The sequence below is a fragment of the Acinetobacter sp. YH12023 genome (assembly GCF_013420135.1).
In the GTDB taxonomy this organism is placed as follows: domain Bacteria; phylum Pseudomonadota; class Gammaproteobacteria; order Pseudomonadales; family Moraxellaceae; genus Acinetobacter; species Acinetobacter amyesii.
In genome coordinates this window covers 77,262-102,383 of the sequence record NZ_VOYU01000003.1, presented here as the reverse complement: position 1 = coordinate 102,383, position 25,122 = coordinate 77,262, and the positions used below count along the sequence as shown (strand labels likewise).

At 39.9% G+C, this 25,122-nt stretch carries 20 protein-coding genes; 10 read left to right on the top strand and 10 right to left on the bottom strand.

The annotated features are described in order from the left end of the window. Nucleotides 1-94: 94 nt before the first annotated feature. Nucleotides 95-3,826, bottom strand: a complete 3,732-nt coding sequence (gene putA / locus FTT92_RS03465) for a trifunctional transcriptional regulator/proline dehydrogenase/L-glutamate gamma-semialdehyde dehydrogenase (protein WP_180171458.1) — start codon at nt 3,824-3,826, stop codon at nt 95-97. Between the two features lie 133 nt (nt 3,827-3,959). Between putA and FTT92_RS03460 the strand changes: the two genes are divergently transcribed. Then, nucleotides 3,960-4,454 carry an Lrp/AsnC ligand binding domain-containing protein gene (locus FTT92_RS03460; protein WP_111883723.1) on the top strand — a complete coding sequence of 165 codons (495 nt, stop codon included), beginning with the start codon at nt 3,960-3,962 and terminating at the stop codon, nt 4,452-4,454. 61 nt (nt 4,455-4,515) lie between these two features. On the opposite strand, the gene putP is transcribed toward FTT92_RS03460, so the two are convergent. Beyond that, nucleotides 4,516-6,018 carry a sodium/proline symporter PutP gene (putP, locus tag FTT92_RS03455; RefSeq protein WP_180171457.1) on the bottom strand — a complete coding sequence of 501 codons (1,503 nt, stop codon included), beginning with the start codon at nt 6,016-6,018 and terminating at the stop codon, nt 4,516-4,518. Between the two features lie 423 nt (nt 6,019-6,441). On the opposite strand from putP, the gene aspA reads away from it, so the two are divergent. The 5 genes from aspA (at nt 6,442) to FTT92_RS03430 (ending at nt 14,415) form a co-directional block, all read left to right on the top strand. Beyond that, nucleotides 6,442-7,890 carry an aspartate ammonia-lyase gene (gene aspA / locus FTT92_RS03450; protein WP_180171456.1) on the top strand — a complete coding sequence of 483 codons (1,449 nt, stop codon included), beginning with the start codon at nt 6,442-6,444 and terminating at the stop codon, nt 7,888-7,890. A gap of 335 nt (nt 7,891-8,225) precedes the next feature. Next, entirely contained in the window at nt 8,226-8,582 is a 357-nt protein-coding gene (locus tag FTT92_RS03445) for a hypothetical protein (RefSeq protein ID WP_078193486.1), read from the top strand. A gap of 179 nt (nt 8,583-8,761) precedes the next feature. Continuing rightward, complete coding sequence (mfd, locus tag FTT92_RS03440) at nt 8,762-12,229, top strand: transcription-repair coupling factor (RefSeq protein ID WP_180171605.1); 3,468 nt, start codon at nt 8,762-8,764, stop codon at nt 12,227-12,229. Nucleotides 12,230-12,452: 223 nt separating this feature from the next. After that, nucleotides 12,453-12,887 carry an HIT domain-containing protein gene (locus FTT92_RS03435; RefSeq protein WP_067762788.1) on the top strand — a complete coding sequence of 145 codons (435 nt, stop codon included), beginning with the start codon at nt 12,453-12,455 and terminating at the stop codon, nt 12,885-12,887. A 61-nt stretch (nt 12,888-12,948) separates the two neighbouring features. Then, a complete protein-coding gene (locus tag FTT92_RS03430; RefSeq protein ID WP_180171455.1) occupies nt 12,949-14,415 on the top strand; it encodes an adenylate/guanylate cyclase domain-containing protein in 1,467 nt (488 codons plus the stop codon). A 175-nt stretch (nt 14,416-14,590) separates the two neighbouring features. Here the strand turns inward: FTT92_RS03430 and fdx are convergent, their stop codons facing one another. From fdx to FTT92_RS03390, 8 genes are all read right to left on the bottom strand, one after another. Beyond that, on the bottom strand, nt 14,591-14,929 hold the full coding sequence (gene fdx / locus FTT92_RS03425; protein ID WP_078193483.1) for an ISC system 2Fe-2S type ferredoxin: 339 nt from the start codon (nt 14,927-14,929) through the stop codon (nt 14,591-14,593). Between the two features lie 16 nt (nt 14,930-14,945). Next, nucleotides 14,946-16,805 carry a Fe-S protein assembly chaperone HscA gene (hscA, locus tag FTT92_RS03420; RefSeq protein WP_180171454.1) on the bottom strand — a complete coding sequence of 620 codons (1,860 nt, stop codon included), beginning with the start codon at nt 16,803-16,805 and terminating at the stop codon, nt 14,946-14,948. Nucleotides 16,806-16,844: 39 nt separating this feature from the next. After that, on the bottom strand, nt 16,845-17,360 hold the full coding sequence (gene hscB, locus FTT92_RS03415; protein ID WP_180007824.1) for a Fe-S protein assembly co-chaperone HscB: 516 nt from the start codon (nt 17,358-17,360) through the stop codon (nt 16,845-16,847). 104 nt (nt 17,361-17,464) lie between these two features. Continuing rightward, nucleotides 17,465-17,785: an iron-sulfur cluster assembly protein IscA gene (gene iscA, locus FTT92_RS03410; protein WP_078188668.1), complete on the bottom strand. Its 321-nt coding sequence runs from the start codon at nt 17,783-17,785 to the stop codon at nt 17,465-17,467. 37 nt (nt 17,786-17,822) lie between these two features. Beyond that, nucleotides 17,823-18,209: a Fe-S cluster assembly scaffold IscU gene (gene iscU / locus FTT92_RS03405; RefSeq protein ID WP_078188667.1), complete on the bottom strand. Its 387-nt coding sequence runs from the start codon at nt 18,207-18,209 to the stop codon at nt 17,823-17,825. 104 nt (nt 18,210-18,313) lie between these two features. Next, nucleotides 18,314-19,531 (bottom strand): IscS subfamily cysteine desulfurase, encoded by a 1,218-nt coding sequence (locus FTT92_RS03400; RefSeq protein WP_078188666.1) that lies wholly within the window; start codon nt 19,529-19,531, stop codon nt 18,314-18,316. A gap of 1 nt (nt 19,532) precedes the next feature. Beyond that, on the bottom strand, nt 19,533-20,006 hold the full coding sequence (locus tag FTT92_RS03395; RefSeq protein ID WP_078188665.1) for an Rrf2 family transcriptional regulator: 474 nt from the start codon (nt 20,004-20,006) through the stop codon (nt 19,533-19,535). 112 nt (nt 20,007-20,118) lie between these two features. Then, nucleotides 20,119-20,766, bottom strand: coding sequence for a hypothetical protein (locus FTT92_RS03390; protein WP_078188664.1), 648 nt, complete (start codon nt 20,764-20,766; stop codon nt 20,119-20,121). A 205-nt stretch (nt 20,767-20,971) separates the two neighbouring features. Between FTT92_RS03390 and FTT92_RS03385 the strand changes: the two genes are divergently transcribed. The 4 genes from FTT92_RS03385 (at nt 20,972) to FTT92_RS03370 (ending at nt 25,060) form a co-directional block, all read left to right on the top strand. Then, the gene (locus FTT92_RS03385; protein ID WP_111883718.1) at nt 20,972-21,442 is read left to right on the top strand and encodes a phasin family protein; all 471 of its coding nucleotides are present in this window, start codon (nt 20,972-20,974) and stop codon (nt 21,440-21,442) included. Nucleotides 21,443-21,608: 166 nt separating this feature from the next. Further along, nucleotides 21,609-21,881 carry an HU family DNA-binding protein gene (locus FTT92_RS03380; RefSeq protein WP_078188662.1) on the top strand — a complete coding sequence of 91 codons (273 nt, stop codon included), beginning with the start codon at nt 21,609-21,611 and terminating at the stop codon, nt 21,879-21,881. A 132-nt stretch (nt 21,882-22,013) separates the two neighbouring features. Next, the gene (locus FTT92_RS03375; RefSeq protein WP_078193478.1) at nt 22,014-23,879 is read left to right on the top strand and encodes a SurA N-terminal domain-containing protein; all 1,866 of its coding nucleotides are present in this window, start codon (nt 22,014-22,016) and stop codon (nt 23,877-23,879) included. Between the two features lie 278 nt (nt 23,880-24,157). Next, nucleotides 24,158-25,060: an alpha/beta fold hydrolase gene (locus FTT92_RS03370; RefSeq protein ID WP_180171453.1), complete on the top strand. Its 903-nt coding sequence runs from the start codon at nt 24,158-24,160 to the stop codon at nt 25,058-25,060. The last annotated feature ends 62 nt before the right edge of the window (nt 25,061-25,122 follow it).

The following is a 25,122-nucleotide window of genomic DNA, read 5'->3' as shown; positions in this document are numbered from 1 at the left end:
TCTAGGGGTAGTTAAAAAAACGCTCAATCTTTATGGAACATTCATAAAGATTGAGCTAAGTGAGGAACTGATTAGTTGGAGTTCATTCGAATGTTTAATTCATCGTCATTAAGCTGGCATTACCACCGGCTGCCGCAGTATTGACACTGATTGCCCGCTCAATCACGAAACGTTCTACAGGGATGTCATATTGGCCTGAAGCTAAATGCGTAATGCCAATAATTGCACCTTCACGAGATGCAATGACTTGTTGAATTTTTAATAACTCAGCTTTTTCACCATGATGTAAAACTGCATCAAAATTGCCATGATAAAGATCCGTGATCACTTTAAATTGGTCCACGAGGATTTTCGGCATGCTATTTAAGTGTTTCAACACAAAAGTATTGTCTGCAAGTACCACGGGTTGACTACCCACCGATAAAATCGCAGCAATTTGATTCAGTTGATCTGCATCATTATTGGCTAGTGAAAGTACACCTTTACGTGCCAAAATGGCATATTGGTTGTTTTCACCGGTTGGTCCTTGCAGTTCAAAACTTTGTCCTGCGGCTATGGCCTGTGGTGTTTGAATCGCAATGCCTGAAAAATGCTGCTTCGCCCAAGCGTTAAAAGCTTCATATGCAGGGAAGTGTGCAGCTTGTGTTTCTGCCTGAGCAGCATAAGGTGTAGCCAATTTTTTCTCAGAAATTTGATGCATTAAACGGTAAAGATATAAAGGACCGCCAGCTTTTGGACCTGTACCTGATAAGCCTTCGCCACCAAAAGGCTGTACACCGACCACAGCACCTACAATATTACGGTTAATGTACAAGTTGCCGACTTCTGCATGACCGATGACTTTTTGAATCGTGTCATCAATACGTGTATGCAAGCCCATGGTTAAACCATAACCTTTGGCATTAATTTGCGTTAATAGGTTTTCAATCTCACCATATTTGTAGGTGATTAAATGCAATACTGGCCCAAAAACTTCGCGTTCTAAATCATTTAAATTTGGCAGTTCAATCAAAGTTGGTGCAACGAAAGTTCCCGTACTTAAGGCATTGTCATCAGCATTAAACATGATTTGATGTACTGGATAGCCTTTGCTACGCATCTTCTCAATATGTTTTTCAATATTTTGCTGTGCTTCAAGGTCGATCACTGGGCCAATGTCAGTTGCTAAAAGTGCAGGATTTCCGACACGAAGTTGCTTCATCGCACCTTGTAACATGGTACGGACAACGTCCACATTATCTTCTTGTACACAGAGAATACGTAGGGCAGAACAGCGTTGACCTGCACTGTCATAGGCAGAGTTAACGACATCCAATACCACTTGTTCTGTCAATGCTGATGAGTCAACAATCATGGCATTTTGACCGCCAGTTTCAGCAATCAATACCACGCTTTCGCCAAATTGGTTTAAGCGCTGTGCCACGGTTTTTTGCAAGATACGTGCGACTTCCGTTGAGCCAGTAAACATGATGCCTTGGACACGTGAGTCCGCGCTGAGTTTGGCACCAATGGTTTCGCCACGGCCAGGAAGGAGTTGCAATACATCGAAGGGAACACCTGCTTCCCATAAAATATGTACAGCTTGAGCAGCAATCAGTGGCGTTTGTTCAGCAGGCTTGGCAATCACGGTATTACCTGCAACCAAGGCTGCAGCAATTTGACCTGTGAAAATAGCAAGCGGGAAGTTCCATGGGCTAATGCACAGCACAGTGCCAAGAGGTTCAATTTGCGTATTTTCTGCTAGATCAATCATTTGAGCTGCATAATAACGTAGGAAATCTACAGCTTCACGGACTTCAGCAATAGCATTGGCATAAGTTTTACCACTTTCACGTGACAACAACACCATAAGAGATTGCAATTGTGCTTCCATCAAATCTGCCGCACGGTTTAAGCATGCTGCACGCTGATCTTTGTCTAAAGTTTTCCATGAAGCTTGGGCATTTACCGCATTATTGAGAGCGATTTCTGCTTGCTCTAGACTAGCTTCACTGACACTGCCGACCACATCACTACGGTTTGCAGGGTTTGTAATGTTGATACTTGCAGTATGAATTTCTTCTAAATTAGCGCCCATTGCACTAGCATGCCACTGGGTATGTGCATGCTGTACTGCCGTGGTATTGAGCTGAGATAAGTCGCGATCATTGGCTAAATCGAGTCCTTTTGAGTTGCGACGTTCTGTGCCATACAAATCTTGCGGAAATGGGATAGAAGGATGCTTAGCGCTAGTGATACCTTCTTTTTCAGCCGTCGCTAATATCGTCTGTCTTGGATTTTCAATTAAATCTTCAATTTTTAAATTTTTATCTGCAATACGGTTGACGAAAGAGGTATTCGCACCATTTTCCAGTAAACGTCGAACCAAATAGGCCAATAAGGTTTCATGGTTACCCACTGGTGCATAAATACGACAAGGCACACCCAGTTTGTTATTAGACTTCGAACCTACCACTTGTTCATAGAGGGGTTCACCCATGCCGTGAAGGCACTGAAATTCATACTGGCCTGGATAGTAAAGCTCTGGCTGTGCTAATTGGTAGATCGTAGCAACGGTTTGCGCATTGTGTGTTGCAAACTGAGGATAAATTTGCTCAGGTGCTGCTAAAAGTTTTTTAGCACATGCAATATAAGACAGGTCGGTATGAACTTTGCGCGTAAATACAGGATAGTCACTCATACCTTCAATTTGCGCTTTCTTAATTTCGCTGTCCCAGTATGCACCTTTCACTAAGCGGATCATTAAACGTTTTTGGCTACGCTTAGCGAGGTCAATAATATGGTCGACCACATAGAAACAGCGCTTTTGGTAGGCTTGAATCACAAATCCAATACCTTTCCAGTCTGCTAATTTAGGCTCAAAACACAGGCGCTCAAGTAGTTCCAAAGAAATTTCTAGGCGGTCAGTTTCTTCAGCATCAATGTTTAGACCAATATTGTAATGCTTGGCTAATACTGCAAGTTCAAGCACTTTGCCATAAAGTTCGTTATGCACACGGTCGATCTGTGAACGTTGATAGCGCGGGTGTAGGGCAGACAATTTGATCGAAATACCTGCGCCGTTATAAACATCCTTACCTTCAGAGGCTTGACCAATCGCGTGGATCGCATCGGTATAGTCTTGATAATAACGTTCTGCATCAGGTTCAGTTAATGCTGCTTCACCCAACATGTCATATGAATAGCGGAAGCCTTTGTCTTCTAAAATTTCTGCATGTTTAAGCGCTTCATTGATGGTTTCACCTGTAACAAACTGTTCGCCCATCATACGCATAGCCACGTCGACAGCTTTACGGATAATGCCACGTCCACTGCGTGCTAAAATACCCGTCAATAGACTAGACAGACTTTTTTGTTGAGGGGTTTCCATTAGTTTACCCGTCAGCATTAAACCCCAAGCAGCAGCATTTACGAACATGAGGCTACTTTGGCCAACATGATCTTTCCAGTTACCTTGGTTGATTTTATCTTTGATCAGTAAATCACGTGTTGCTTTGTCTGGAATACGGAGTAGCGCTTCAGCTAAACACATGAGCGCGATGCCTTCCTGAGAAGACAATGAAAACTCTTGTAGCAAGCCTTGTACAATGCCTGCTTTACCTGTACCGCTTTTACGTTCACGTAATGAATGGGCTAAGTCAAAAGCCAATTGTTGAATTTGATCGCTGATTGGGGAAGGGATTTCACTGTGTGCTAATAAGTTTTCAATGCACTCAGTTTCAGCACGACGCCATGCTGTATTAATAGATTGTTCAAAGCTATTCTTGTCTTTAAATTCGGTGATGTAGTCATCGCTTCCCGTGACTTCAAATACTTTTCCATTCATGTTTCAAATTTCCGTGTCAAAGTTCTATGACGAGCAAATAAATCTTGAGCTTGATCCTTTATTTAATTTATCATCACAGAATATTTAGCGAATAACTCACTATAGTTTTAATAATATTTAGAGAAAAATTCAGATGACTAGCCCATATTTGAGCTTAGACCGTATAGATATTCGAATTTTAGAGCTGCTGCAACAAGATGGAAAATTGTCCAATATTAAGCTTGCAGAAATGGTGAATTTATCACCTACTGCGGCGTTGGCACGTGTGCAAAAATTATCGAAGGAAGGCTTTATTTTAGGCTATGAAGCACGTTTAAATCCGGTCTTACTCAACAATGGATTTGTGGTTTTTGTGGAGATTTTACTAGATAAAACCACACCCAACGTATTGGAAGATTTTTCGGATGCAGTGCGTCAAATTCCAGAAATCGTAGAATGTCACATGATCAGCGGTGGTTTTGATTTTGTAGTGAAAATACGCTGTGCAAACATGGAAGAATTTAGAAAAATTTCAGGGCAGGTGCTTTGGCAATTACCTGGTATCAAGGAAACGCGTAGTTATCCTGTGATGGAAGTGATCAAAGAAAGTATGCAAATTAAGCTGAAACCTGCGGCTCGGCCGAAGTAGCTAATCATCAATAATTGAGTACTAAAAAGGGGCATTTAGCCCCTTTTTAGTGTCAAAAATTTTAGATTTCAGACATTTCTTTTTGATATTGCGCTTCGGCTTTTTCAAAGCGTTCAACAACTTCAGCTTCAGGTGCTTTGCCCAATAAGCTCACGACAACGATACTGATCGCAGAGAAAATAAAGCCTGGAATGATTTCGTATAAACCAAGGTGGCCTAAGTAGTTTTTCCACACGATGACAGTCACAGCACCTACGATCATGCCAATGATTGCTCCGTTAAGCGTCATACGTTTCCAAAGCAATGAAAGAATAATCAGTGGGCCAAATGCAGCACCGAAACCTGCCCATGCATAAGCCACTAAGCCTAAAACTTTACTTGCAGGGTTCATTGCAAAGGTGATTGCAAATACGGCAATTGCCAAGACCATCGCACGTCCAATCCAAACCAATTCTTTTTGCGATGCATTTTTACGAATAAATCCTTTGTACAAATCTTCCGTCAAGGTGGTTGAGCAAACCAATAACTGACAGCTAAGTGTGCTCATCACCGCAGCTAAAATTGCGGCTAAAATAATCCCAGCAATCCACGGATTGAATAGAATTTTAGTCAACTCCATAAATACCGTTTCAGGGTTGGCATTAACGACACTTGCCAGTTCTGGGTGGACTTGGAAGTAAGCAATACCGATATAACCCACTGCTACAGCACCGCCTAGACACAGGATCATCCATGTCATACCAATGCGTCGTGCATTCGGAATGGATTTAACAGAATCGGCTGCCATAAAGCGAACCAAAATATGCGGCTGACCAAAATAGCCTAAGCCCCATGCCATGCTGGATAAAATCGCAACTGTACTTAAACCTTCAAATAAATTAGAAGCTTGTGGGCGAGCTGTTTCCAAAACAGCAGCAAGATTTTGACTGTTATCACCTAAAGCAAGGTAGGCGATGATCGGTGTGATCAGCAGTGCAAAGATCATCAGACCCGCTTGGAAAGTATCGGTCCAACTGATCGCTAAGAATCCACCAATACAGACATAGCTGATGGTTGCAATTGCACCAATCCACAGTGCTGTTGTGTAGTTCCAACCGAATAAACTTTCGAAAAGTCGTGCGCCAGCGACCATGCCAGAAGCACAGTAAATCGCAAAGAACACTAAAATCACTACAGCTGAAATGATACGTAAAATCTTTTTACGGTCTGCAAAACGGCTCGTGAAATAATCGGGCAGGGTCAGGGCATTATTTTGATATTCGGTATGAACACGCAAGCGACCAGCAACGATCAGCCAGTTCAACCAAGCACCGATAATTAAGCCGATTGCAATCCAAGCTTCGGAAAGACCAGATAGATAAATTGCACCAGGGAGACCCATGAGTAGCCAACCACTCATGTCGGATGCACCTGCTGAAAGTGCGGTCACAACACTTCCTAAACTTCGTCCACCTAAAATGTATTCGTCAAAGTTATGCGTAGCTTTGTAGGCATACAAACCAATGGCAAGCATTGCAAGAATATAAAAAATAAAGGTGACTAATGTCGGGTTTAAATGGCTCATAGGCGGTTCATCCTTAATGAAAGCAAATCATCTCTGTCCTAGATGAAAATTTGTACTTCTGTCGTAAGTCGCAGATTCAAGCACGATTTAAAAATTACACTCTGTAACCTTTAAGCATATTTTATGTATGTTTTGCGTAAATGATATTTTTTCTTATTACAAATCGAATTTTTTATTGTGCTGCTGAAATGTTGTACAGAAGGGAATTTAAATTTTGAAATGTAAATCTACTTAAGACTTTTCATCACAAAAAGAGAACTAATGAAATTAGGTAAAAATTACACAATGTTACATGGTGAACAAGAAATGTGCATTTGAAATATTTGGTTGCAAATGTGCATCACATCATCTGTAGTGAGATGATTTGAACAGGTCGAATATGAGGTATGCACAGTCTTGGTGCGTAATTAGAGGGAATGCGCAGTGACAACGGTTCAAATGGAAAAAACGAGAATAGAGCATGATTTATTGGGGGATAAAGCAGTCCCGCAGTCATGTTATTACGGTATACATACATTGCGTGCCATCGAAAACTTTCAAATATCAAAGCAGCATGTCGGACAAAATTTAAACTTTGTACGCGCTATTGCTCAGGTAAAAAAAGCGTCAGCAGAAACCAATTATCAATTTAACTTAATACAAGATGATATTCGCCAAGCGATTCAGCAGGCGTGTGATGCATTGATTGATCATCCTGAACAATGGGCAGATTCATTTCCAATTGATATTTATCAAGGTGGAGCAGGCACATCGATCAATATGAATGCCAATGAAGTCATTGCCAATATTGCCCTTGAATCACTTGGAGATGCAAAAGGTAGTTATCAACGGATTCATCCAAACGATCATGTTAATAAGTCACAATCCACCAATGATGTCTATCCAACAGCGCTGCGTCTAGCAACATTTAGCGCTTTTGATGCTTTATTTGTGGTTTTAAATCAGCTAATTGGAAGCTTACATATTAAAGCCGATGAGTTTAAACATGTCATCAAAATGGGGCGTACACAGTTACAAGATGCTGTTCCGATGACTTTGGGGCAAGAGTTCCGAGCATTTGCAACATTATTAAAAGAAGATTTGAAGTTGATTGAGCAAAATCGACAGCTTCTATTGGAAATTAATTTAGGTGCGACAGCAATTGGTACTGGCGTGAATTCTCCTGCGGGTTATGCAGCGAAGGCCGTTGAAAATCTAGCTCATTTGACTGGTCTAAAATTGCAAGGTGCAGAAGACTATGTTGAAGCAACCAGCGATTGCGGCGTATTTATTTTATTATCGAGTTGCTTAAAACGTTTAGCTGTCAAACTTTCTAAAATTTGTAATGACTTACGTCTTTTAAGTTCGGGGCCACGAACAGGTTTAGCGGAAATTCGTTTACCTGAGTTACAAGCAGGTTCGTCGATCATGCCTGCAAAGGTTAATCCAGTGATCCCAGAAGTGGTCAACCAAATTGCATTTCGAGTGATGGGTAATGATTTAACCATTACTTTGGCTGCAGAAGCAGGGCAATTACAATTAAATGTCATGGAGCCGGTCATTGCATTGTCCATGAATGAATCGATTGAGCTTTTGGTGAATGCCGTAAAAACATTAGACAGCAAATGTATTCAAGGGATTCAGGCAAATGAGCAAGCGTGTTTTGATGCTGTGATGCGTAGTGTAGGAATCGTGACCTTACTCGATCCATATTTAGGTCATGCAAAATGTGATGAAATCGGTAAGCAATGTATTGCCGAAAATAAAACCATTCGCCAAGTAGTTTTAGAGCAAGAGCTGTTAACTGAAAGTCAATTGGATGAAATTTTCTCGATTGAAAATCTAGTTTCTGAAGTGACACCATTTAGTATGCCACTCGCTCAAGTGAGTTAAATGCTTATTTAGGACTTTTAAATAGCTAAATGATGGGTAAATGACGAAGGTTAAACCTTCGTTTTTTATTTGAAGAAATCAGTGGTAAAGCTAGAGAACTAATCTGATGGCAGTGATGTATTAAGTCTCTAATAGGAACTTAATTTCTAAAAGAAAGTATTGGGTTGAAAATAAAACGCTATATTTGCTTAAGATCGTAATTATAGTTCTATATATAGTCATGAAGGTTTGGATGAAAAATTTAGCGCATAGATAAAGTCAGAAATACTTTAACTTGCCCAAAAAAGGATGTAATCGAAGTACAATAGGTTTTTTATCATGTTGTAGATAGTCAGATGTTTAATAAGTTAGTCGATTTATTCAAAGGCGCTAAAGAGTCGCCTGAGCAACTTTACTTAGAACAACACCACATTCAATATGATGAAACTCAGGGCTATATCATTGAAGGCGTAGTTTTAAATACTTTGTCTGAACGTATGGAATATCTGTCAAATAGAAAAATGACAAATTTCGATGATTTAAAACAGCTCTATGCCACTGCAATGATTATCAATGAAAAAATAGACCTGGAAATTGCAAGTCAACGCTTTGTTGCACGATTAGGCAATACTGAAGAAAATCTGTTGCAGTTTAAACTCTATGTCAAACTATTGAATGATTATTATCGTCAATTCATCCGTGATCGTAAGTAAGTGAATGGACTGCAGTGTTTGAGTTTGATGTGTACGTTAAGGGTACTCATCAATAGAAAATACAATCGCAAATCCATATTGGTTAAAACACTGTATATAGTTGCTTAAATCTCGGAATGTAAAAAGCATCGTGTTAATATGATCACTAAGTGATTAAAACATTAAAAGCTATTTACATCATGTTCCAGCAAGAAATTTCACAACTCAATCTTAAACAGCTTAAAGCTGGCGAAAAGCGGTGGGTCGGAAACTTACAAGGCTCATCTGCTGCATTATTATTTAAAGAAATTAGCAAACAATCGAAACAGTTGTTTGTGATTGTTGCACGTAATAATCAGCATCTCGGGCAGTTAGAAAGTGAGCTGGAATTTTACGGAATTAAGCCGACTATTTTCCCAGATTGGGAAATTTTACCTTATGACCGGCTGTCGCCACATCAAGACATTGTTTCTGAACGCTTGGCGATTTTGTCTAATATGCCACAGCAAGGCGTGTTGTTGGTTTCAGCAACAACTTTAGCGCAGCGAGTTGCGCCTGCATCTTGGGTATTAGGTGAACACTTTGATATTAAAGTGGGTCAAAAATTTGATATCGAACAACAAAAATTAAGATTAGTACAAGCGGGCTATCACTTGGTGGATACCGTTTATGATCATGGTGAATTTGCAGTACGCGGCAGCATCATGGATATTTACGCTTCGGGGCAAAGTTCACCGATTCGTATTGACTTATTTGATGATGAAATCGATACCCTCAAATTCTTTGATCCTGAAACTCAGCGAACCACCCAAAACTTAGATTATTTTACGGTTTTACCTGCAAAAGAATTTCCATTAAAAGAAGCACGTTCACTGTTTCGTGATCGATATGCGGAAAATTTTCCGACGGCAAATCCAAAGAAAAACCCAATTTATCAAGATGTACAAGATGGTATAGCTTCACCGGGTATTGAGTTTTATTTTCCGTTGTTCTTCTCTGAACAAGCCATGAGAGAGCAAAGTACGCTATTTTCGTACTTACCAGAGAATGGCATTGTCATTACAGACAGAGCCATAGATGACACATTAATTCAGTTTTGGTCAGACATTGTGCGTCGTTATGAAGACCGTCGTCATAATGTCGACCAACCGATTTTGCCGCCAGAGCAGATTTTCCTACAACCAAATCAAGTGTTAGAACAATTAAATCTTTGCCGTCGTATCGTGGCTTCACCTGAGGCTTTTGATGAACGCAATGGCGTGATCAATCTTGCAGCTGAGATTCCACCCCGTTTACCTGTCGATCCAAAACGTGAAAAGCCATTTTCAGCTGTTAAGCAATATATCGATGCGGCAAATTATCCAGTGCTTTTGGTGGCTGAAAGTGCAGGTCGACGTGAAACCTTAAAAGATGCGTTGCGTCCGAGTTTGGGAGATATCCCGACGGTCGAAAGTTTTGATGATTTTATGCATTCTATGCATGCGATTGCGATCACCAATGCGCCCTTAGATCGTGGTTTATTGCTAACTGACAAACTCAGTGTAATTTCTGAAAATCAGCTTTATGAACACCGTGTGGTTCAACGTCGTCGTAAACGCCAACAGGAAGTATCAGAAGAGTTCCTTGTTCGCAGTTTAACCGAGCTAAGTATTGGCGCACCTGTGGTTCACATTGATCATGGTGTGGGGCGATATGCAGGTTTAATTACCTTGAGTATCGATGACCAAGACCATGAATTTTTGCAGTTAGACTATGCTGATGCAGCCAAAGTGTATGTCCCTGTAACAAACCTGCATTTAATTAGCCGATACAGTGGTGGTGACCCAGATTTAGCACCATTACATAAATTAGGCACAGATGCATGGTCTAAAGCCAAACGCAAGGCTTTAGAGCAGATCCATGATGTGGCGGCAGAACTTTTACATATTCAAGCCCGTCGTCACTCGAAGCCGGGTTATGGATTTGAACTGGATCAAAGTCTCTATATGCAGTTTGCCAGTGGCTTCGCCTATGAGGAAACTTTAGACCAAGCCAATGCTATTGAAGCGACACTCTATGACATGCAACAAGCGAAGCCAATGGATCGCTTGGTTTGTGGTGATGTCGGTTTTGGTAAAACAGAAGTGGCCATGCGTGCTGCATTCGTGGCAGTACAAAATAACAAACAAGTGGCTGTACTTGTTCCAACCACGTTGTTGGCGCAGCAGCACTACGAGTCTTTCAAAGACCGTTTTGCGGACTGGCCTGTACGTATTGAAGTCCTATCACGCTTTGGTTCATCAAAATCACATACCAAAACCATTGAAGACCTCGCAGAAGGTAAAGTGGATATCGTGATTGGCACACATAAAATCTTGCAGGAAAGCGTGCAATTTAAAAATCTCGGTCTCATGATCGTGGATGAAGAGCACCGTTTTGGTGTACGTGATAAAGAGCGAATTAAAGCTTTACGTGCCGATGTTGATATGCTAACGCTAACTGCAACGCCTATTCCACGTACGCTGAATATGGCCTTTAGTGGCATGCGTGATCTATCTATTATTGCGACGCCACCTGCACGTCGTCTTGCTGTGAAAACCTTTGTGCAAGAGCATACTGGAGATTCGATCAAAGAAGCGATCTTGCGTGAACTATTACGTGGCGGGCAAGTGTATTTCTTACACAATGAAGTCGAGACCATTGAACGCACGGCAGAGACTTTACGTGAATTGGTTCCTGAAGCACGAGTCGCAGTAGCACATGGTCAAATGCGTGAGCGTGAGCTAGAGCAAATCATGCAGCAGTTCTATCACAAAGAATATAATGTGCTGGTGTGTTCAACCATTATTGAAACTGGGATTGACGTGCCAAACGCCAATACCATTTTGATTGAGCGTGCAGATAAACTGGGGCTTGCACAGTTGCATCAATTACGTGGTCGTGTTGGTCGATCGCACCATCAAGCCTATGCCTATTTACTTGTGCCTTCGCTTAAAGGCTTAAAAGGTGATGCTGAAAAACGCCTAGATGCCATTTCGCGTGCATCGACTTTGGGTGCCGGTTTTATGTTGGCAACAGAAGATTTAGAAATTCGTGGCGCAGGTGAGTTGCTAGGTGAACAGCAAAGTGGCTCAATGCAAACTATCGGTTATAGTCTATATATGGAAATGCTTGAAAAAGCCACCAAAGCCATTCAAAAAGGCAAAACACCTAATTTTGACTCACCATTATCATTAACGGCTGAAATTAGCATGCATATGCCAGCCTTAATTCCAGATGATTATTTAGGTGATGTACATCAACGGTTATTGTTCTACAAACGCATTAGTAATACGGATACTCAAGAGAAACTCGATAACATTCGTATGGAGTTAATTGATCGTTTTGGCTTACCACCACAAGCAGTTAAGCAGTTATCCTCGGTCCATCAGTTGCGTTTAAAAGCGGAACAATTGGGTATTACTAAAATTGATATCAGCTCACATGGCGGCAGTATTGAGTTCTCACCAGATACACCAGTTCAAGCCATATCCATCATCCAAATGATGCAAAAGCATCCGACTTTCTTCCGAATGGAAGGTGGACAGCGTCTAAAAGTGATGGTCATGCTCGAAGAATATGACAAACGCATTCAATTTATAAATGACTTATTAGACAGTTTACTGAAGGAATTAGCGCCAAATCACTAGATTTGGCGTATAAATTGCTTGTTTAGAATGAGTAGATTTTTATGCGTGTTTTTTCTATAGAAGAAACGCTTGATTTTTTTGAAAAATTTATTAGAGTCATAAGCAAGCAACGTTTTATTCAAATGCGGTTTATTTGTAATGAAACGTTCTGTACTGAATATTCACACCCATAAGGATGTGATAGTATTAGCCATCATTCTAATTTTGCATCATTTATAAAGATATGTTTAGTTTACATCCACAACTTGCTCAAGATACGTTTTATGTAGGCGACTTTCCTCTGTCAACATGTCGTTTGATGAATGATATGCAATTCCCGTGGCTTATTTTGATTCCACGTGTTCCGGGAATTACAGAGCTTTATGAATTAAGTCAGGCAGACCAAGAGCAGTTTTTACGTGAATCAAGCTGGTTATCAAGCCAATTGTCACGTGTATTCCGTGCAGACAAAATGAATGTAGCTGCATTGGGTAATATGGTTCCACAATTACATTTTCATCATGTTGTTCGTTATCAAAATGATGTGGCTTGGCCGAAACCAGTTTGGGGTACGCCAGCAGTTCCTTATAACAATGATGTCTTGGCACACATGCGCCAAACACTAATGCTTGCACTACGTGGTCAAGGTGATATGCCTTTTGATTGGCGTATGGACTAATCCCGATTTACGGACAATATCAGGATAGTAGAAGAATAAGTGTCCGTATGGGGGCGATCGAGTGCCGTTAGACAATTTAATCAGCAAAGAGCCTAAACAGTTTGAATATTTTCATCGTTTGATGGGATATATCATGCTGTCTTTGGTGATTGTTGTCTATCATTACACTCAGCCAGATACGCAATATCAAATCTATATTCCTGCATTTTTATTTTTTCTGATTTTAGTCGTTCCTAAGTTTTCTCATTGGTTAATTTATCGATATAGCAATCAAGTTAAGAGCAATGTGCTTTTTCTGATCGATATCATAGTAATTGCTGTACTAATGTCTGCAGTACATTTAAGCCTCGTTTTAACCTTTCTTGCGGTCTTTGCGCTGCTATATACAACCATTTATAACAAAATTAATTTCTTAATGATGTCCTTGGCAGGAATTGTAGGCGTCACTGTATTTTATTTATGTAATATTTATATCTTTGGTTTTCAAGAATATTTTGAGTCAACCAGCAGTGAGTTAACCGTTCTAGGTTTTTTGTGTCTTATTACATATTTCAGTGTGGGGACATTTTATCAACACACCCAAGTTCAGTCTTTGAGCAATAAAAAGAACCATTATTATGATCAGATGAATCGTTATATGGAATTCGCCAATCAATTGAGTCGTTATGCGCCTATGCAACTTTGGCAATCGATTATGAAAGGTGAGTCTGAGGCTAAAATTGAATATAAACGTAAAAAACTCACGATTTTCTTTTCAGATATCCAAGGGTTCACAGAACTTTCTGAAACATTAATCCCAGACGATTTAGCATTTCTACTCAATGACTATTTGAGCCATATGACAGAGATTGCCAAACAGTATGAAGCGACTGTCGATAAATTTATGGGGGATGCAATTCTAATCTTCTTTGGTGATCCACATAGCCAAGGCGTAGAGCAAGATGCAAAAACCTGTTTAGAGATGGCAATGGTCATGCGTCAGCAAATGAAGTTGCTGCGTGAACGCTGGATTAAAATGGGTTATCCGCCGCTACACATTCGTATGGGTATTTCTACAGGGTATTGCCACGTTGGGAACTATGGTGCAGCTCACCGTATGGCATATACCATCGTGGGTCGTGATGCGAATTTGGCTGCACGATTGCAAAGTGCTGCTGAAGTTGACGAAATTTTGATTTCAGATGACACTCATCATTTAGTGAAAAATGACTATTTATGTGCGCCCAAAGCACCGATCTTCTTAAAAGGTATCAAAGGCCCAGTACGTACTTGGCAAGTGATGGAAAAGTACACCTCACAGAAAACAGATTATCAGCGTTGGTTCGACTACGAATATAAAGGCTTTAATCTATTGTTGAACTTAGATGAAGTACAAAACTTTGAATATCCTGAACTAATACATGTTTTAGAACGTATGATTCAACGCTTACAAACTCAGCAAAAAATGACCAACTCTGCTGGTATTGTTAAACTGAATTTAGAAGACGAAGTGATCGAAGAAGTCAAAAAAACTGAATCTCACTCTTAATTTCACATATACATTATAAAAATTAGATCTAATCGTATTGCCTTAAATTCTAAAAATAACTCAATTCATTCTTTTATCAAAACGTCTTCTTTTTTGTAAATTGTTGAATAGTTTTATGCATAAAAAAGCCAGTTACGATGAACTGGCTTTTTGATTATAGAAAATTATCTATAAATTAATGATTTTCTGAAGCATGGTTGATGGTGTATTTAGGAATTTCAATTTCCAAATCTTCATCTTCAATTTTTACTTGGCATGACAGGCGAGAGTCTGGTTCTAATCCCCATGCACGATCGAGAAGATCTGCTTCGACATCATCCATTTCATCTAGACCATCAAAACCTTTACGTACAACCACATGGCAAGTGGTGCACGCTTTAGACATATCACATGCATGCTCAATTTTGATGCCGTTTTTTAACATGCTTTCGCAAAGGTTAGCATTTGATTCGACTTCAAACTCAGCGCCGTTTGGGCAGATTGTTGCGTGAGGCAGTACTTTAATACGTGGCATAATCTTGACCTATAAATTAATTTGAGTTTGACCAGTCATCGAGTTTTGTGCCTTTCAATGCGGCATCAATGTGCTGATTCATACGAGCTGCAGCAAATGCATCGCTATGTATTTTAAGCTGTTCTACAGCATGTTCAATAGCTTTGATATCTGTCGTTTCCAGTGCAGCATCTAAAACAGTGCGTGCAGCAGTGAGGGAACTGAGTTGCTCTTGGCTGAGGAGTTGAGCATCCACTTTAAGTGCTTGATCAAGTGCTTCAAGTTCACGTTTTGCTTCAACTTTGGTTTCTTGAAGATGACGTAAGTTTTTGTCTTCTTCAGCAAACTTATAACCATCAATCAGTAAGCGTTCGGTGTCGGCATCAGATAAACCATAAGATGGTTTGATGTCAATTTGAGCATGTACTCCAGAAGTGGTTTCTTTAGCTGACACAGTTAGTAAACCATCAGCATCGACCTGAAAAGTCACTTCAATGCGTGCTTGACCCGCAGTCATCGGTGGAATTCCACGAAGAACGAAACGACCTAGACTACGGCAATGTTCAACCAGATCACGTTCACCTTGTACAACATGAATCAACATCGCTGTTTGACCATCTTGATAGGTTGTGAATTCTTGGCGACGAGCCACTGGAATAGCTGTATTACGCGAAATAAGGCGCTCAACCAAACCGCCCATGGTTTCTAAACCTAAAGAAAGCGGTGTAACGTCTAAAAGCAATGAACCATCTTTAGAGTTACCAATAAGCTGGTTCGCTGTAATCGACGCGCCAATGGCCACAACTTCATCAGGGTTAATAGTGCAGAGCGGTTCTTGATTGAAGACATCTTGAACAGCTTTTTGTACAGCATACGAGCGAGTAGAACCACCGACCAATACCACATTTTGAATATCACTAAGCTCAAGCTTGGCATCACGCATGACACGTTTACAAACGCTGATGGTTTTATCCAAAGCAACTTTGATGATGGATTCAAAAGTAGGGCGGTCTAAAGTCAATGATTGATCAAGAACTTTAAGCTCTACAGATTCAGCCTCGGTTAGAGCTTCTTTTGCTTTACGAGCAGAAACGATGAAATGGGCATATTCAGCATCATCTAAAGTTTCAATATTCAGTTGTTTTTTTGCCCATTTTACAATCAGACGGTCTAAGTCATCACCACCAAGCGCCGTGTGGCCACCAGTTGCTAGAACTTCAAAAACGCCTTGAGAGAAACGTAAAATTGAAACGTCAAAAGTACCACCACCCAGATCATAGATCACATAGTTTTGATCATGTGCAAGATTGGTGTCTTGGTCTAAGCCATAAGCCACTGCAGCAGCAGTCGGTTCATTTAATAGACGTAGGACATTTAAACCTGCAAGCTGAGCCGCATCACGCGTTGCTTGACGCTGTGCTTCATCAAAATAGGCAGGCACAGTAATGACAGCACCATTTACTGGATTATTTAAGCTGCTTTCTGCACGGTCTTTGAGTTGTTTTAAAATTTCAGCAGAAATTTCAACGGGTGTTTTACGACCTTGTGCAGTTTCAAAAGCAGGCATTTCATTCGCTTCACCGACTAAGTTGTACGGGTGTTGGAATTTGATATCTGCTTTAGAGCGACCCATAAAGCGTTTTACAGAAACGATGGTGTTTTTAGGATCAGTCGTTAAGAATGCCTTTGCATCGTCACCATATTGCGTAGTGGATTCGCCGTAGTGTGCAATAGAAGGGAGTAACACACGACCATGTTCATCGTTAAGCACTTTCGCTTTACCAGAAAGTACCGTGGCTACTAAAGAGTGTGTAGTCCCAAGATCGATACCAATTGCAATGCGGTGTTCATGCGGTGCACTTGATTGACCAGGTTCTGCAATTTGCAAGAGAGCCATGTGTGTTACATCCTTTGAACGTCAAATATAAAAAATAAATTAAAAATCATCGTCTAAATCAAAGCTATCGTCGTCTAAGAAGCGATCTTCAGCTTTATCGATGTCAGCCATTACTTTTTGGAAGAAGCGTAATTTACGTACGGTATCACGTGCTTCTGCCCAGTCTTCGTCGTCATAATCAATTTTAAATTCACGAACCAAACCGTCTATCCATTGCTGAACTTCAGTTTTAAGTGAAGTGAGGTCATCAGCAGAGCATGCCTCATCTAACTGTTCACGAATTTCTAAGGCATCTTGTAGGAACTCAAAATCACTAATCGATTGATCAAGGTGATAATCTTGTTTTTTGAGACTTAAAAGATATGCAGCGCGGCTATCAACATTGGATAAAGCTTTAAATGCTTGATTAATCTCACTAGATTTTATCAGGGCTAGATCTTTGTCTTCGGCTTTATCTGGATGATATTGTTGCTGCAACTTTAAAAATTCAGCTTTTAAAACTGCTAAATCAATATCGAGTGCTACAGGTAAGTTAAACAACTCAAAATGATTCATGGGAGATGGTGTCCGCAATAGAGGTGCAAAAAGTGTTGCTTTAAATGCAATTAAAACAGTGAATTTTACACTGTTTTAATGCGAAAAAGGAGCGTGGAAATGGCTTAAACCGTAAACGATTCGCCGCAGCCACATTCGCCTTTTTTATTTGGGTTATTAAATTCAAAACCTTCGTTTAAACCATTTTTCACATAGTCCATCTCCATACCTTCAAGATAAACTAAGCTTTTTGGATCAACGAATACTTTTACGCCAAACTGATCGAATACTTGGTCATGCGTGTCAATATCATCGACAAACTCAAGTACATAAGCTAAACCAGAACAGCCAGAAGTTTTCACGCCAACGCGAATACCTTCACCCTTACCGCGATTCTTGATGTAATTGCTGATATGAGTTGCAGCATTTTCAGTTAAATGAATCATGAAAACTCCGTTAATCTTTTTTAAAACACGTAAACAATTAAGCTTTTACTTTCTTGCTACGGTAGTCTTCTACAGCAGCTTTGATTGCATCTTCAGCAAGTACAGAGCAGTGTACTTTTACTGGTGGAAGTGCAAGTTCAGTTGCAATATCAATGTTCTTAATTGCTTGAGCTTCATCAAGAGTTTTGCCTTTTAGCCACTCTGTTACTAATGAGCTAGATGCAATTGCTGAACCACAACCGTAAGTTTTGAAGCGAGCTTCTTCAATTACGCCGTTGTCATCAACTTGGATCTGTAGACGCATAACATCGCCACAAGCTGGTGCACCGACCATACCTGTACCAACGTTTTCTGCATTTTTGTCTAAAACACCAACATTACGAGGGTTTTCGTAATGATCAATTACTTTTTCGCTATAAGCCATGATGCTTCTCCAAACCTCGGGGTCAGCCTTAAGATTAATATGGGGGTGAAATTACGTTAATCAATGAGATAGCCTTAAAATAAAAGCTATCTCACCGGGATGAATTAGTGTTCAGCCCATTCTACAGAATTAAGGTCGATACCTTCTTTGTACATGTCCCAAAGCGGTGAAAGATCACGTAGTTTTTCAACTGCTGCTTTGGTAATTTCAAGTACGTGGTCAATATCGGCTTCAGTGGTGTATTTACCAAAGCTGAAACGAATCGAGCTGTGGGCCAATTCGTCTGAAAGACCCAATGCACGAAGTACATAAGATGGTTCTAAGGTTGCTGATGTACATGCAGAACCAGAAGATACTGCGCAATCTTTAAGTGCCATCATTAACGATTCACCTTCAACAAAGTTAAAGCTGACGTTTAGATAGTTTGCAACGTTGTATTCTGGGTGACCGTTCAGGAAGACTTGTTCAAGACCTTGCAAGCCATTCCAAAGTTTGTCACGAAGTACACGAATACGAGTTTGTTCGGCATGTAGGTTTTTGCCTGCAAGTTCGAACGCTTCGCCCATACCCACGATTTGGTGAGTCGCTAACGTACCTGAACGCATGCCACGTTCATGACCGCCACCGTGCATTTGCGCTTTAATACGTACACGTGGTTGACGACGTACATAAAGAGCACCAATACCTTTAGGACCATAGATTTTGTGACCAGAGAAACTCATCAAATCAACTTTCATTGTTGAAAGATCAATTTCTACTTTACCAGCAGCTTGCGCAGCATCTACATGGAAATAAGTTTTGTTTGCACGAGTCAATTCACCGATTGCAGCTACATCTGTAGTCGTACCGATTTCATTGTTCACCATCATCAAAGATACAAGAATTGTATCTGGACGAAGGGCTGCTTGAACCATTTCAGGTGTAATTAAACCAGTTTTTGCTTCTGGCTCAAGATAAGTAATTTCGAAGCCTTCTTCTTCAAGCTCGCGGCAAGTATCAAGAATTGCTTTATGTTCAATTTTACTTGTAATAATGTGCTTGCCTTTAGATGCATAGAACTGAGCAATACCTTTAAGCGCAAGGTTGTCAGATTCAGTTGCACCAGAAGTCCAAACGATTTCGCGTGGATCAGCTTTTACTAGATTAGCAACTTGTTCACGTGCATATTCTACTTTTTCTTCTGCCTGCCAGCCGTAAGCATGAGAACGAGAAGCTGCATTACCAAAAGTACCGTCAAACGTTAGACATTCCATCATACGTTCTGCGACTTGAGGGTCTACAGGTGTAGTTGCTGCATAGTCAAGATAAATAGGACGCTTCATGTCAAATACCTGTAACCGATAAAAGGGCTGAATCAAAGTTTGCTGAATTTTGACGAATTGATACGGTTTGAACGTTATCGCGTGCTACAAGGTCAGCAAGGGTGATTTTTGCAAGATAATCGGCAATGTGGTGGGAGAGTTCCTGCCATAAATCGTGAGTCAAGCACATTGCACCATTTTGGCAGTTGCCTTTGTGGTCACAACGGGTTGCATCAACTGTTTCATTTACAGCTTCAATAATTTCCAAAACAGTGATGTCTTCAGCACTACGAGCTAGGTGATAACCACCGTTTGCTCCACGGATGCTGGAAACTAAGCCGTGACGCTTTAATTTTGCAAATAACTGCTCAAGATAGGCCACTGAAATGGTTTGACGAGCTGCAATTTCTGCAAGAGTGATCGTTTGTTCAGTTGGCTGCAAAGCTAGATCAAGTAGAGCAGTCACTGCGTAGCGACCGCGAGTTGTTAAGCGCATGATTCGATACACATGTTAAGTCTAGATGTGCAGATTTTATGAATCCTGACTAAAATAGTCAAGTTTTTTTGAGATTGTTTATTTGTTTTATTTTGTCTGAAAAATTATGTATTTATTTGAACCACACATTATACACTAATAACGTTATTAAAAGAACAGATATTAGACTAAAAGCGATATTAATCCGCTTTTGACGACGTTCAATACGCTTAATACGGTTTTTGTATTGTTTAACTTCAACTTGTAGCGTGTTTATTTTAGAGCGTTGCTGTTCAATTTTTTCTAAAAGTGGGGCAATACGTTTTTTAGATGCAACGATATCGTTTTCTTCGACAGGTTCAGACAACCAGTGTTTCCAGTCAGATAAAATTTTCGGCACACTAAATAAAGAAACCAAATCACGAAATTCATCTTTTAAAACTACATCGCCATCGATACGCATGGTTTTGATGCTTTTGCGATTACCAAAAACAAAAATTTTTACCAAATCCATTAATGTCGTACGGACATCAAGGTCGATGGCTTTATCTGGAGATTTTGTGTCGAACAGAATGCCGTGCTCAGTAAACTGAACATAAAAGTCAAAATAAGGGATGTAGCTATTTATTTTTAGTGCGACTTTTTGATCAACAAATTTTTTAGCTTGTAATGCTACAACACGGTCATGTTTTAAAATGAAGGTAAAAATCGTTTCTAAAACAATCAGGGTCATAGTAAGCAACAAATGTGGTTGAGCTTGTGTTTGTTGCGTATCGCTCATAAAAAATGTCCTTGTTAAAATCTGAAAGCACTGGAAACTGAGCGTCCTGCTCTAGAGGAACTTAGAATATACCAAAAATTTGGTAATTCACTAGCTTTGTAGAACAGTTTAATCAATCTATCAAGTTATATGTTTGCTATTATGTTGTTAAAATGAAGAATCACATGTTGATGTGCACATAAAATAATCAGGAGAAGTGCGGATTATGGAAAATACAGAAAGCATAATTGACGATGCACAGGAAACATCAGAAAAGCTGGCTAAACCTCGGGTACGTAGTCATTCTGATCGGCGCTCTAAAATGGATTTTCGTAAATATACCAAACAGATTTGGTTGGCTGGATTAGGTGCTTTTTCACGTGCTGAGGGAGAGGGAAATAAGCTTTTTGACTCTTTAGTCAAAGTTGGAGAGGAGCTTGAGTCCAAAACGATTGATATTGCAGATCAAACTGTCGAAAAAGTTTCAGAAAAAGCCAAGGAATCTGTAACCGATACGAAAGATAAAGTAGAAAAAATTTTAGATAATGGTGTTAATCATTCTTTAAACCGTTTAGGATTGGTGACTGTAAAGGATTTACAGCACTTAGAAAGGCTTATACTTCAATTACATACTAAAGTTGACCAATTAGCCGAAGAGAATGCCCAACTGAGGGCCGAAATATTAAAAAAACACTAACTTTTTTAATATTATCGAATTTTCAAGGTTTTTTTCGTCAAAAAATTCTATAAAAAGAGGTTGAGGAGTATTGCGTTTAACCCTAAAGCATTGCTATAAAGGCGTTATGGCGTTTTATACAAATTCTTGAACCTTAAATAAACGATATTAAGAGGACGTAATTTTCATGAATAAATCAGAATTAATTGATGCAATTGCCGAAAATGGGGGATTATCTAAGGCCGATGCCGGTAAAGCTTTAGATGCTACAATTGCTGCAGTTACCAATGCATTAAAAGCTGGTGATACAGTTACTTTAGTTGGTTTCGGTACATTCAGCGTTAAAGAACGCGCTGCACGTACTGGTCGTAACCCACAAACTGGTGCGACTTTAGAAATCAAAGCAAGCAAAGTTCCTAGCTTCAAAGCGGGTAAAGGCTTGAAAGATTCTGTAGCTTAATCTTATTAAGCACATGAGACGCGCCATAAATTGGCGCGTTTTTTATTGGTAAATGTGATTAATTGATATATCGCATTCATTCATCTCGGGTTTTCGGTTAAAATTCACCGCAAATAAAATATTGGAATACTTATGGAATCGTTTCGTAAAGTCATTAAGGGTTGGCTGGGCAAGGTCTTGCTCGTTTTGTTTTTGACCCCTTTAGCACTTGTAGGTATTGAAGGATATTTTAGTGGTGGATCTAAAGATGCAGCAAAGACTGTAAACGGTACTGAAATTTCTCAAAAAGAACTCGAGGCACTGACGAACTCATTAAAAGAACAATATCTGGCATATGCTCAGGGTGATGAAACATTATTGAATCAAAATTTCATTAGCAATAAAGCGATGGATACTTTGGTTTCACGCCAATTGCTATTGCAACAAGCTGATAAATTAGGCATTAGCTTGAGTGATGCACAAATTGTGCAAATGATTCATCAGCAGCCAAGCTTTCAAGTCAATGGTCAATTTTCTGATGAAGCGTTTGCGCGATACCTCGAATCGATTGGTATGACGAATCGCACATTCATTGATAATTTACGTAAAGACCATGCTTTAAAAATGTTGTCTACAACATTTATGGAATATGCATTGGTGAGTAAGCTTGATATCTTGCAAATTGCGAACTTACAAACGGAACAACGTAGTATTCAGTTGGCAAGCATTAATCTTGAAAATTACAAGAAAAATGTAAAAGTATCTGATGCAGAAATTGCCGCTTACTATGAGCAGCATAAAAACAAATTTAAGCAAGCAACTAGTGTTGATGCAGATTTTGTCGTATTAACACCTGCCAATATTACTGCACCTGTAGAAGCTGCAACTGATGCTGAACTGAAAGAAGCGTATAACAGCTTTGTTGAGAATGCACAGAAGTCAGTTAAACCTATCGTTAAGCACATTATGATCACTGCGGACAATCGTTCAGATGCCGAAGCTAAAAAACTGGCTGAAAGTGTTCAAGCTAAAATTAAAGCGGGTTTAAGCTTTAACCAAGCTGCTGCGCAATTCTCTGAAGATCCTGAATCTAAAGCGAAAGGTGGTGAACTGGTTGCTTATGAAAAAGGTGTATTTGGTGATGCATTTGATGCAGCAGTTGAAGGTGCTCAAGCTGGTCAAGTGACTGCTCCAGTGAAAACAGACAGTGGTTATCACTTGATCGAAAAAGTGGCGCCAGCTGTAAAAGTGGCTTCATTTGAACAAGAAAAAGCACGTCTGCAAGCAGAAGTCGCTGCTTCGAAAAAAGCCAATGTTTTTTCTGACACTGTAAACAGCCTCAATGATATGGTTGTGAGCAGTGATGCCCTTGATGTCGTGGGTCAAGAAGTGAAAGGTGTAAAAGTTCAATCATTGAATGGCTTAACATTAGCATCGCAACATCCAGTTTTAAGTGATGCAAACGTCAAAGTTAAATTGTTTAACGATGATGTTAAAAATGGTGAACGTAATGTTTCATCTAGCATTCAGTTGAAAAACGGTGATGTAGTTTGGGTAAAAGTGCGTAACTATCATGCTGCAGGTGTTCAAACCTTAGCTGAAGCGAAAGCGCATGTGAAAACTCAGCTGATTGAAAAGAAAGCGTCTGATGCTGCAAAAGCCCAAATTCAAGCGACATTGAAAGAGTTTGCTGCAAAACCTGCTGCTTCAGTCGCGAAAGGCAATTTAAACTTTGAAAATGCGGGTACTTTCACTCGTGCTGATGGTTTGTTGAAACGCGAAATTCAACGTGCTGCATTTAGTGTAAAAGCGCCGAAAGCAGGTCATTGGTCTGTTACGACCACAAATCTACCAAATGAGTTGGTTGTGGTTGCTGTGACTGCAGTGAACAAACAATCTGATGCGGCATTAACGGGTGAGCAGTTAGATGAGTTAAAAAAACTTTATCAACAGCTTCGTGGTCAGCAAGAATTTGATGACTACACACGTTATCTAAAAGATCATGCCAAAATTAAATAATTTAGGCAGCTTTAAAAAAACCAGCTTTCGAGCTGGTTTTTTTTTGACTTAAATTGACAGATATAATTTTTATTTAAAAGATTTGGCAAATGAAATATCGACTCTAGCATCGTAGATTGGTGTTCTCAAAAAAATAATATGAAGACGAAATAACTCATCACGACAAAGGATTAAGCGGATGATATCTCTGTATATGCCTCAATGTAAACGTTTAAAGAATCCGTTATTGCGATGGATGGATCATTATTTAAACACATGATACAGATGCTACTAACGATTTGCGTTGCAGTAGTATTCAAGCTGCAGAACTAAACTTTCAAAATGTTCTAGAGCAGGAAAGAGCGTGGGCGGGCTTGACCAGTAAAAAAGTCAAAAATAATGAAATCGAATGGACATACAGTGAAGGCGGAAATCCACAAAAACCGACGCTGTTGTTGCTGCATGGTTTGTCAGGCACGCGTGATAATTGGAACCGCGTTGCCCGTTATTTAACGGGCAACTATCATGTCATTATTCCAGATCTGCCAGCACATGGAGAAACTATTGTCGCAGATCAATTTGATCTATCGATTCCAAATTTAACTGAAAAATTACGACGATTTATTGATGCTACAAAGTTAGATCCAAATTTACATATCGCAGGGCATTCGATGGGTGGTGCAATTGCCATGCTCTATAGCGCTCAGTATCCCTTAGAAGTGAAATCTTTATTGTTGGTGGATTCGGCAGGTGTCTTTAATTCGAGTAATACAGTGTATTTAAAAGATACGGCAAAGCTTGCAGAGCTAGTGGTCAGAAAAACTGGTGATTTTGATCGCGTGATGAAGATCGTGATGCAATCCCCGCCTTTTATTCCACAAGAATTAAAAATTGGGCAAGAAAAGTTGATGATAGTTCAGTCTAAACAAACCAGTAAAATGGTGGAGCAACTGCAAAAAATGGCGACCTTGTATACGCCAGAGTCCTTTGCTTTGGCTGCACGAGGCATTGATGCACCTGTGTTTATTATCTGGGGGAAGCAAGATCAGATTATCAATGTTGAAGTGGCAGAAGAACTGAGAAGCTTATTTAAAAAAGCCGAAAAGCCTCTGATTTTAGACCATGTTGGTCATATGCCTATCTTAGAAGCGGAGCAGTTAATGGCGTTGCCATATTTAAAGTTTCTTTCAACTGTTCAATGAATCAAATCGGTAAAGTGTGTGAAAAAAAAGCGAGAAATATCTCGCTTTTTTAAGCTTAATTA